The organism is Crocosphaera sp. Alani8 (assembly GCF_038442745.1).
GTDB lineage: Bacteria > Cyanobacteriota > Cyanobacteriia > Cyanobacteriales > Microcystaceae > Crocosphaera.
Map to the genome: position 1 here is coordinate 1 of NZ_JARVCN010000106.1, position 10,221 is coordinate 10,221.

Annotated in this window: 9 protein-coding genes; 5 read left to right on the forward strand and 4 right to left on the reverse strand. The window is 36.6% G+C overall.

The window, feature by feature from the left end; all coding sequences use genetic code 11:
• Positions 1-229 precede the first annotated feature (229 nt).
• The gene (gene moaA / locus P9B04_RS07580) at positions 230-1,219 is read right to left on the reverse strand and encodes a GTP 3',8-cyclase MoaA (RefSeq protein ID WP_342054387.1); all 990 of its coding nucleotides are present in this window, start codon (positions 1,217-1,219) and stop codon (positions 230-232) included.
• Positions 1,220-1,313: 94 nt separating this feature from the next.
• Positions 1,314-3,080: an N-acetylmuramoyl-L-alanine amidase gene (locus P9B04_RS07585; RefSeq protein ID WP_342054394.1), complete on the reverse strand. Its 1,767-nt coding sequence runs from the start codon at positions 3,078-3,080 to the stop codon at positions 1,314-1,316.
• A gap of 112 nt (positions 3,081-3,192) precedes the next feature.
• Between P9B04_RS07585 and P9B04_RS07590 the strand changes: the two genes are divergently transcribed.
• A complete protein-coding gene (locus P9B04_RS07590; protein ID WP_342054388.1) occupies positions 3,193-3,336 on the forward strand; it encodes a DUF1993 family protein in 144 nt (47 codons plus the stop codon).
• Between the two features lie 55 nt (positions 3,337-3,391).
• On the opposite strand, the gene P9B04_RS07595 is transcribed toward P9B04_RS07590, so the two are convergent.
• Together P9B04_RS07595 and P9B04_RS07600 are read right to left on the reverse strand one after the other, a co-directional pair.
• Positions 3,392-4,678, reverse strand: a complete 1,287-nt coding sequence (locus tag P9B04_RS07595) for an RNA-guided endonuclease InsQ/TnpB family protein (protein WP_342054389.1) — start codon at positions 4,676-4,678, stop codon at positions 3,392-3,394.
• Between the two features lie 240 nt (positions 4,679-4,918).
• The gene (locus tag P9B04_RS07600) at positions 4,919-5,524 is read right to left on the reverse strand and encodes a chorismate lyase (RefSeq protein WP_342054390.1); all 606 of its coding nucleotides are present in this window, start codon (positions 5,522-5,524) and stop codon (positions 4,919-4,921) included.
• A gap of 89 nt (positions 5,525-5,613) precedes the next feature.
• On the opposite strand from P9B04_RS07600, the gene truB reads away from it, so the two are divergent.
• From truB to P9B04_RS07620, 4 genes are all read left to right on the forward strand, one after another.
• Entirely contained in the window at positions 5,614-6,522 is a 909-nt protein-coding gene (gene truB, locus P9B04_RS07605; RefSeq protein ID WP_342054391.1) for a tRNA pseudouridine(55) synthase TruB, read from the forward strand.
• A 210-nt stretch (positions 6,523-6,732) separates the two neighbouring features.
• Positions 6,733-7,461, forward strand: coding sequence for a hypothetical protein (locus P9B04_RS07610; RefSeq protein ID WP_342054392.1), 729 nt, complete (start codon positions 6,733-6,735; stop codon positions 7,459-7,461).
• Positions 7,462-7,570: 109 nt separating this feature from the next.
• Positions 7,571-7,747, forward strand: a complete 177-nt coding sequence (locus tag P9B04_RS07615; RefSeq protein WP_342054395.1) for a hypothetical protein — start codon at positions 7,571-7,573, stop codon at positions 7,745-7,747.
• Positions 7,744-9,813, forward strand: coding sequence for an AAA family ATPase (locus P9B04_RS07620; protein ID WP_342054393.1), 2,070 nt, complete (start codon positions 7,744-7,746; stop codon positions 9,811-9,813). The genes P9B04_RS07615 and P9B04_RS07620 overlap by 4 nt, the downstream gene beginning before the upstream one ends.
• Positions 9,814-10,221 lie beyond the last annotated feature (408 nt).

Sequence of the window (10,221 nt, forward strand, 5' to 3'; positions counted from 1 at the left end):
GCTATATCCCTTATTAAATCTAGCTTATAGCTTTTTGTGTCCCCACGCCAGATAAGTACCTGGAGGAAAATAAGCATTGCTGTGAGGTGAGCGGGGGAGCAGGGAGAAGGGAGCAGAGAGAGCGCACCTTAAGGGGTGAGAAATGATTTACATTTCTTAAGACAGTTAACTATATTGATGTCCGACGACTTACTTGTTGTCTGGTGATAATTTTGTTGAAAATAAGAAACTATCCCCCAATTTGTGACATGGTACGGTTATAAATTCCTGTGTCGTTTCCTGACTCTCTCTCTTTATAATTGATTTCAGGTTTAAGGGCTAATAAGTGAGCAACTTTTTCTTTAATATCTATTGTTGTTGCATTGTTTCTTAATAAGTTTTTTAAGTTAATTTGTCCCGTTTCATTCAATAAACAAGGGCGTAACCAACCATCAGCAGACAAACGCATTCTATTACAGCGATCGCAGAAACATTCTGACATCTGACTAATAAATCCTAAAGTGCCTTTTGCCCCAGGAATTTTAAACACATCTGCTGGACCATTGCCTTTAATATTACTTTCAATTAAACCCCATTTTTGTTTTATTTTTTCCCTAATTTCTTCCGAAGGAACCCAAGTGCGATCGCTAAATAGTTCTGCGTTGCCAATGGGCATAAATTCAATAAAACGAATATGCCAATTCTTATTAATACTCAATTCTGCTAAGTCTTCAATCTCAGATTCATTGACCCCAGGAATAACAACAATGTTCAACTTCAAAGGATTAAATCCTACTTCATAAGCCGTTTGGATCCCTCCCCAAGTTTTATGCCAAATATCTGCTTTTTTGTGACCAACAATTGTTTTAAAAGTTTCTGGATTTAAAGAATCTAAACTAATATTAATTCTCTTTAATCCTGCTTTGTATAAGTCCTCAGCAAAAGTGGATAAAAGAAAGCCATTAGTTGTCATAGAGAGGTCTTCTGTTGCTGATAACGAAGCAATATCCTGAACTAAATCGACAATTCCAGGACGTAATAAAGGTTCTCCTCCTGTTAGTCGAAATTTAGAAAAACCGAGAGGAATAAATACTTCTTTAAGTAAAATAATGATTTCTTCATGAGTGAGTAATTCTTGTCGTAGAACATAGTCCAATTCTGCACCTTCTGGCATACAATATTGACACCGAAAGTTACAGCGCTCGATGAGACTAATACGAAGATAATCGACTCTATTCATGATTTAAAGGTCAAGTTAAGATATTAAATGCACCTCTAGTATATCAAGTTTACTAAAAATTAGTTTGTAGGTTATCAGTCAACCAGTATCCAGATTATTTTTGTTCAAACCATTCTGTAATTCCGTTGGCTAAAATAACTGCTAAATTTTCCTGTTGTTGTGCATCTGTTATCCATTCAAATTCTGTAGGATTGATCATGAATCCTAATTCTAATAGTACAGAAGGTGCAGTGTGGGGACGGGTTAAAGCTAAGTTATTCCAGAAGACTCCATAGGAAGGACGTTGACCTTTTTCTACTAAATAATCGTGTAAAAACTTTGATAAATCTTCTGCTTGGGGATGATACCAAAACATACCTATTCCTGCGGTATTAACAGCATCTCCATTGTCAGGTAAGGCGTTATAATGAACGGATAAAGCAATAGTAGGTTTAAGCTCGTTGATCATTTTAACTCGGTCTTGTAAAGAAACATTTTTATCATTTTCTCTGGTCATATAAACTGTTGCTCCTCGTTTCAATAATTCTTGTTTTAATAACTTAGAAACGATTAAATTGACCGACTTTTCGGGATAACCATTGGGTCCTTTTGCTCCCCATTCGTTTCCCCCATGACCTGGATCTATGAGTATTCTAACATTTTTTAAAGGCTGATTATTTTGGCTGTTTATTTTTGGGGGATGACGCAGGGTAAAAACTAGGTTCGTCCCTTCGTAGTTTAGATCATATCCCCATTGTTGTTCTGAGTTTAATTCAAAGTAGTATTCAATTTTATCAGGACTTACTTGTTGCCAAGAAAAACTTTTAATCAGGGGTTCGTATTCTAAGCGGATTGTATCAGTTTGAGCAGTAGTATTGTATAAAGTTAGTGTTATTTTATTCCCCATTTGATTAATAGAAGCAGGTGCAGGTAGAGTGAGGGGAAAAGTCACTTTAGTTTCTTCTGTATTTTTAGAAAACTTGGCACTTTTAATAATTGCTTTAGCTGAGGATAAATTAGGTAAACCCCTAGTTTCACTTTCCTTGATCCAGGCACCATAATCGAGATGTAACCACTCACCTTCTCGACCAATAACTGATACAACGGTTCCTTGAGGTAAAGGAGTTAAACGTGAATAGTTGGTGCTTGGTCCCGTTCTCGCAACACCAGCATCAGCTATAATTTCAACAATTTTTAATTGATTGGGGTTGAGAATACTAACATTACCTCTTCCTCTTTGAGCCATAGTTTGATTATTGAGTTTAAATTGAAAACTAGGATTTCCTAAGTTGCCAATTTGATTAAATTTAGCACAACCTTCGTAGTGAGTAACTGAGTTAATAATTGGTTGGTTAGAATCGGTTAAAATTGCAGAATTAGCAGGAAGTTCTATGGATTTATTTTGGGATAATAAAGGAATGATTTGATTAGCAATATTAACAGAAACTTGAGCATTAGGAGAAGCGATCGCACTAAAACAAATCGGTGTATTGGGCAACACGGAAATAGATTGATTAGGATACAAAGAATTATCAGCAAAACCACCCCCTTGAGGAATCTTTGGTGTTGTGGAATTACGAGTTACTGTTAAATTAATCGTTTGATTATTATGGCGCAAAACAAAGCGATTAACACCCAATTTTAAAGGAAAAGATGGAGCAAAATGTCCCTGGCTGCTACGCTGTATTTTTTGTCCGTTAACTGTCACATCTCCCGCAGCAGAAGCACTCCCAATCAAGAAGATTTGTTCAGCAGTGGTTCGATGATTTTTAGGAGGATAAGCTAAATACAAAGGTTGTTGTGCATTAGCTATTGTGGTTACCATAACACTACTGTTAACACTGAGGAGGCTAATAAAAGTTAATTCTACTAATTTTGACATCATTGCTCCAATAATTGATTTGATCAACTTATTTTACTCAATTTGCTGAGGTTGGTTAACAGAAACTGTAAACTAAAAATGATTGAGCCTAGTTAAAAGTCGAGCAAACACAATGACACTTTCCATGTATCAAGCTAGTATTCCACCGATGATTCGTACTTTAAATAACTTAGTAGGTATTTTGGAAAAGGGTGCAACCCACGCTGAAGCAAAAAAAATTGACCCTCAAGTGCTGTTGACATACTCCACTCGTTAAGCTCCTACGTCGCTATAACGAGGGATTCTTAAACTCACGCTTAAGATTTCCTGCTTCACAGATTGGTAACTAGGGCTTTGCCCCCCGTCCCATCATCTCCACAGGCATTTTCTAATACGCTAAGCCCTAGCGCATATTCCTCTACACCTTTGAGGTCTGCTTTCCACCTGGACTGAGATTCCAGGTGGGCCAGACCTCGATTTCTGATTACTTGTGCTGCGGCTACATCTCGATGGGTTTTGTAACCACATTCAGGACAATTATGTTCTCTCACATCAAGGGTTTTCTTGCCTGTATGGAAACCACAATTAGGACATATTTGAGATGTAAAATTCTTGTCAACCTCAGCCACAAAAACATCTCTTTTCCAAGCTACCCATTTAAGAATGGTTACAAATTGTCCAAAACCAGCATCAAGACAATGCTTAGACAGCATCCCTCTGCCCCATGACCTAAAGTCAATATCCTCAATAAATATTGATTGAGCTTGATTACAAAGGTGATGGGCTAACTTAAAATGCCAATCTTTGCGAGTATCAGAAATTCGTTGGTGTAATCTAGCTATTTTCTGGTTTAACTTGTGTCTATTATTAGACCCTTTCTTCTTATTCCTTAATCTACGTTGCAGCAACTTCCGCTTGCGTTGTAGTCGATTTAAGAATCGAGGTCTATCTACAAGTTCACCATCAGAAGTAGCTAAGAACTTATCTAAACCTAAGTCAATTCCTAATGGATGCCCATGAAACGGAACATCAGGGATATTGACATCTAATTGCAAAGAAAGCATTATAAAATAACCACTAGCTTTCCTCACAATACGAGCTTGCTTTAACTGAAATTCATCAGGTATTTCTCTAGACTTTCTAAACTTTACCCATCCTAATTGTGGTAATTTAATTTCATTACCTTTAACACAATCTTTTAGCATTTGAGGATACACATAAGAGCGCATCCTATACTTATTTTTAAAGCGAGGAAACCCTAATTTTTTAGACTGCATATCAGCAAAAGCTCTGTCTAAAGTTCTTAAGACTTGTTGTAAGACTTGTGCGTTTACTGATTTGAGTATGTTATTAGTTTTCTTAGCTTTTGTTAATGCTTTAGCTTGATTGTGATAATTAGGATAAGGAGCATCAGGAGAAATGATATATTCCTGAATTAATGAACAAGCATTAACAGGTGATTTTCTAGATTTTAACCAATCCTTACGATTTCTTAAAGCATAATTCCATACAGACCGACAAACATCTAAGGTGTATTCAATGACATCAATTTGCTTCTTGTTTGGTATTAGCTTGAATTCGTAGGTCAAGGTACGCATTAGTTCGACTACTATTAACACTTCCCCTAATTTAGCTTAATCTACACACAATGTCAACTCGTGTAAGCTGTTTCCCGTTGGTCGGTTTATTTGTTGGCAAAAAGACGAGCGAACTTGGCGAGGTTTCCTCGCCTAAAGCACGCGCGAGTCATCTCGCCGTTAAGCTAACGCTATAACGGGAGTCCTCTTTTTGCATTTCAAGATAGTATTTGTAAGTTTAGGAAGTTGGGGCGAATCTCTCAAACCCCGAACCCCAAACTCCTAACTCATTGGCCCCAGATACTTGCATAAGTAAGGAGAGAAAACCTCGTAAATGAGAGTTAAAGGCTTGCGATCGTGCCAAAATAGGTAATGTCTTCCCCAAAAAGGTCCTTTCTCCTGAAAAGCTTTTTCTAATACAGAAGACTGACCATAATAAATCCCTTGGATATCACGATATAATTCTGTGTGTAACCGTGATAAACTGTCCCAGATAGGTAAAGAACGATTTTGTAGATAGTCATCCACATGGTTAGCACCCCACCAAGAAGTAGCGTAAGCTAATCTCTGTCCCGATGCTGTTCTTAACCATACCTGTCGTCTTAAACGAGGTTCCGGTATAATTTCAACTTGCGGTGGGGCCCCGTCATCCTCTGTTCCAATGGGAGACATATCTATCAGATCAACTTCTGTTTTTTCTGTAGTCAACAGTTGTAAATGACGGGTAGGAGAACCGTCTCCTAGTAATAAAATTTGCCACGCAGGGGATAGGGTATCATGGGGAAGTCCGCGCCTAACCGCGTCTTGATCCCCTTGCCAAACAATATCTAAGGCGTGCCATTGATGGATTAAAGTGCTTTTATGATAAGGTTTCAAGTTAGCTGTCAAGGTTCTTAATAAAACTTTACTAATCTTTAACTTTTATGATAACAAAACCTTAGTGAGTTATCAGCGAACAGTTACCAGTTATCACTTATATGCTTGGATTTATCCCTTTAAATAAACCGTCAGGGTTCACCTCCCATGACTGCGTGGCCAAAGTCAGACGACTTTTAAACATAAAAAAGGTAGGTCACGGAGGAACCCTCGATCCAGCAGCCACAGGAGTTTTACCGATCGCAGTAGGTAAAGCCACTCGTTTATTGCCCTTTTTACCAGAAAATAAGGGTTATCAAGGGATTATTCGCTTTGGGGTCCGAACCAGCACCGATGATCTCCAAGGGGACATTATTGAACGTCAATCAGCCTCTCATTTAACCAGAGAAGACATTGAACCCTTATTAAGCCAGTTTATAGGAGAAATTGAGCAAATTCCCCCCATGTATAGTGCGATTCAGAAAGATGGAAAACGGTTATATGAGTTAGCGAGAAAAGGGGAAACAGTGGAAGTCCCAGTAAGAACCGTCAGGGTTGACAAAATTGAGATTTTAGACTGGTGTGTAGGAGAATTTCCTGAATTGGTGGTTAATATTGAATGTGGACCCGGGACTTATATTCGGGCGATCGCTAGAGACATGGGGGAGAAGTTAGGAGTTGGAGGAACCTTAGCCGCATTAACAAGAACTAAAAGTTGTGGCATGATTCTATCAGAAACTCTAAGTTTAGAAGACTTAGAAAAAGCAATTGAACAAGAAACATTTTCTCTAAGTGAACCAGAGTTATTTCTCAAACATTTACCTATGATTACTCTTTCTATAGAAGAAGGTAAACGGTGGTCTCAAGGGCAAAAAATTGCGATTGAGCCGCTTAATATTATTACTACATCTGATCAGATTCGAGTTAACAATGAAATCGGGGATTTTTTAGGAATGGGTCAAATTATTGTTAAAGATACTCATCAAATCCTGAAGCCAAAAGTTGTTATGGGAATTAGGGATAATTTATGAGATATCTTTAGTCATCAGCTATCAGCTATCAGCTATCAGCTATCAGCTATCACGGCTCACTGCTCACTGCTCAAAATTCCCTTTTCTTCTACTTATATAAGAAACTTTATTTGCAATTATGGGACTGACATCCTATGAAACTCTGTCCTATGATGAAATCAAGGATAAATCCCATGTCAATTATCGGTGTTAAATCCAAGAGGGTCTATTATGTTGAACTTAAACAATGGTAAATCAGGAATAGCTAGTGCGATCGCCTTATTAATGGGAATCACAGCAATATCCCCATTTTATAGCTTAAAACCAGCATCTGCCCAATTATTGCCCCGGCCCTCTCAACCTTCGACTCCCGTCAATACTAGCGTTACCATTCCTGCTGGAACCCGTATTCCCATGCAGTTTCAAAATGGGGAAAGAATTTTAGTCAGTCCAGAAGAAACCTTATCTATCACCCTGAGAACTGCCGCCACCATCCGTGATGGTAACCGCAACGTATTGATTCCGGCTGGCAGCGAGGTAAATGGTGATATTCGCCCTGTGAACGGTGGATCTCAGTTTATTGCTCGGGAAATCATTATTAACGGTCAAAGATATCCCTTTAATGCCACTTCGAGAGTGGTGACTCGAACCGAGACTATTCGAGAAGGAGCCAGTGTGGGAGAAATTTTGGGGGGTACAGTAGCAGGAGCAGGGGCGGCTGCTATTATTGCAGGAGTAACAGGAGATCGCCGCATCGATGCGTTAGAAGTGTTAGCAGGGGCTGCAGTAGGAACGTTGGCTGGATGGGGTTTACCAGAAGCAGGAATCATCGGTGGTGGAGAAGCAACGGTGATAGCTATCGAACCAGCACAGGATTTTGTTCTCACCCTACAGTCCAACTTTTCTCTAGCTTCTAATCGCAACTATCAAAATAGTGGTTATCGTTTAAGTTTCTTTTAAAAGGTAAAATACCAAAAAAGTTCCCTATTTGATAACATTTTATGTTATTGAATGGGGTTTTTTTCTTATTTGTGAGATAATTTAAACAATCAAGACTAATAAATTAGAGATGATGGATGAAGAAGTTAATGTTAGTCGGGTTCAAGAACCTATCACTACTGCACCTCCAGAAATTTATCAAATTATTGAACGAATTTTGGTTTTAGAAAAAAGTAAGCTATCTCAGCGATCACCACGCAATATTAATGATGATGTCGTTCAGATTATTAAAGAAGTTATCCAATGAAATTATTATCGATTAAGTTGTGTAATTTTAGACAATTTTATGGTACAACTCCAGAAATATATTTGGCAGGAGGGGAGAAAAACACTACCATAATTCATGGTAACAACGGGTCAGGAAAGACTACATTATTAAATGCTTTTACTTGGGTTCTATACGATAAGTTTACTGCAGCTTTTCTTGCTCCTCAATTATTAATTAATAAACGGGCAATCATGCAGGTTGAGATAGGAACTTCGGTGAATTGTTGGGTAGAAATTTACTTTGAACACGAACATAAACGTTACCAATTGAAACGGCAATGCTATGCTTGCCTAGACGAAAATGGCAAGATTCAATACAGCCAAAACAAATTGTTTATGTCAATAGCAGAAGAAGATGGTCGCTGGTATACTCCTTTACAACAGCCTAATGATATTATTAATCGAATTTTGCCAGAAAGTTTACATCAATATTTCTTTTTTGATGGGGAACATATCGATCATATTTTTCGGAGTAATGATAAAAGTCGTATTGCTGAAGATACAAAAGAACTTTTGGGGGTAAAAGTATTAGATCGTTCTATTGAGCATCTCAAAAAAGCAGAAAAAATTTTAGAAGGTGAACTTAAAGTTATTGGGGATGTTAATATCAGGCAAAGAATTAAAGAAAAAGAGAAAATAGAGCAAGAAATGAGTAAATTGCAAGAGAAAAGAGAAAGCATTATAGAAATAATCAAATCTCAAGAATTACAGCAACAGGAAGTATCACATCAATTAATAAACTTAGGTAAAAATGAGCAAATAAAAAACTTAAAAATTAAACTAGAAAAGGAAGAATATAACTTAAAGAATGGAATTAAAGAGTTAAAAAAACAGATTAAAAACTATATTTCTAATCAAGGTCATTTGATTTTTTTGAGTAATATAATTCCTGAATTCAATAAAATTATTACTGATTTACGGCAACGAGGTGAGTTACCCAGTGGGATAAAAAAACAATTTGTAGAACAATTATTGAAAAATCAAACCTGTATTTGTGGTCAAGAATTAATAGAAGGAAACTCATATTACGAACAGGTAAAACAATGGATGGATAAAGCAGGAATAGCCGCCATCGAAGAATCAGCTATTCGTTTAGAATCCCAAGTCAATGATATGGAGAAAAAGGTTATCAATTTCTGGATAGATGTTGATGAAAAACAAGCTAAACTCGAACAATCTAGACTAGACTTATCAAGAGTTGAAAGAGAATTAGATGAAATTAATCAAAAGTTCCGTCACTACCCCGATGTTGAAATTAGAAACTTACAAAAAACTTTGGATCAAATAAAGCAAAATATTCGAGAACTACAGCTAGAACAAGGAGGGATTCAACAACAATTAACTACCCTTAAAAAGCAACTAGAGAATGTAAATAAAGATATTAACAAACAGCAAATGAAAGAAGAGAAGCAAATTTTATCTAATAAAAGAATTGAAGTAGCTAGAGAAGCGAGAGAAAGATTAATTGAAGTTAGAAGTCGTTTAGAAAAACAGTTTCGTCTCTCTTTAGAAAGAAGAGTACAAGCTATTTTTAATTCTATTTCTTTTACACCTTATATTCCTAGATTAACACAAAATTACGAGTTAAACTTAATAGAAAATACATCAGGAAAATCTGTTACTGTTGCAGCATCTACAGGAGAAAATCAAATTTTAAGCCTTTCTTTTATTGGTGGTATTATTGATAGTGTGAGAAAATGGAGTAATAAAAATACCTTAATGGGACCTGATAGTAGTACCTTCCCTGTGGTTATGGACTCCCCGTTTGGTAGTTTAGATGAAATTTATCGTAGACAAGTAGCAAAATCGATTCCAAAATTAGCCAATCAATTAATTATTATGGTCACAAAAACACAATGGCGCGGTGAAGTTCAACAAGAAACTAATGATTTCATTGGAAAAGAATATGTTTTAGTTTACTATTCCCCTAAAACTAACTGTGAAAGAGATACCATTGATCTGAATGGTATTAATTATCCTCTAGTTCAACAAAGTCCTAATGAATTTGAATACACAGAAATTATAGAAGTGACTAGAGAGAATTAATGAATTATCCCCACACAAATTATTAACCTAAGCTTTTGCGAATATGATCCTCAACTTTCTTTTTTTTATTTTATAATCTTCTAAAGATAAATTGCCAAACTTACTAAGCTATTGTGCATTTAAAACACTTATTGATAATTTTAGGATAAACGCTTAAATCCTTTCTCCCTGCTCCCCTGCAGTCTCAACTAGCAGTTTAGATGCTTAACAGCTTACCACTACTATTGAGATGAGTCATGATTTTTTGTTTGCGATCGCTTTCTAGGGTAGGTTTCTCTACTGGTTTAGGTTCAGGATTTGGTTTAGAATCCAAAGATGGAGTTTCTACAGATTCAGAAGTTTTCTTAGGTGAAATAAGTACCTAAGCAAAATTAATTGTATAGTTTGAGCCAAAGTGTTTGAGAATAT

What these genes read in the sequence shown, in the direction of transcription:
- P9B04_RS07620 (WP_342054393.1), top strand. Translation starts at nt 7,744, where the DNA reads ATGAAATTATTATCGATTAAGTTGTGTAATTTTAGACAATTTTATGGT.
- P9B04_RS07610 (WP_342054392.1), top strand. Translation starts at nt 6,733, where the DNA reads ATGTTGAACTTAAACAATGGTAAATCAGGAATAGCTAGTGCGATCGCC.
- P9B04_RS07585 (WP_342054394.1), bottom strand. Translation starts at nt 3,080, where the DNA reads ATGTCAAAATTAGTAGAATTAACTTTTATTAGCCTCCTCAGTGTTAAC.
- P9B04_RS07590 (WP_342054388.1), top strand. Translation starts at nt 3,193, where the DNA reads ATGACACTTTCCATGTATCAAGCTAGTATTCCACCGATGATTCGTACT.
- P9B04_RS07615 (WP_342054395.1), top strand. Translation starts at nt 7,571, where the DNA reads ATGATGGATGAAGAAGTTAATGTTAGTCGGGTTCAAGAACCTATCACT.
- moaA (WP_342054387.1), bottom strand. Translation starts at nt 1,219, where the DNA reads ATGAATAGAGTCGATTATCTTCGTATTAGTCTCATCGAGCGCTGTAAC.
- truB (WP_342054391.1), top strand. Translation starts at nt 5,614, where the DNA reads ATGCTTGGATTTATCCCTTTAAATAAACCGTCAGGGTTCACCTCCCAT.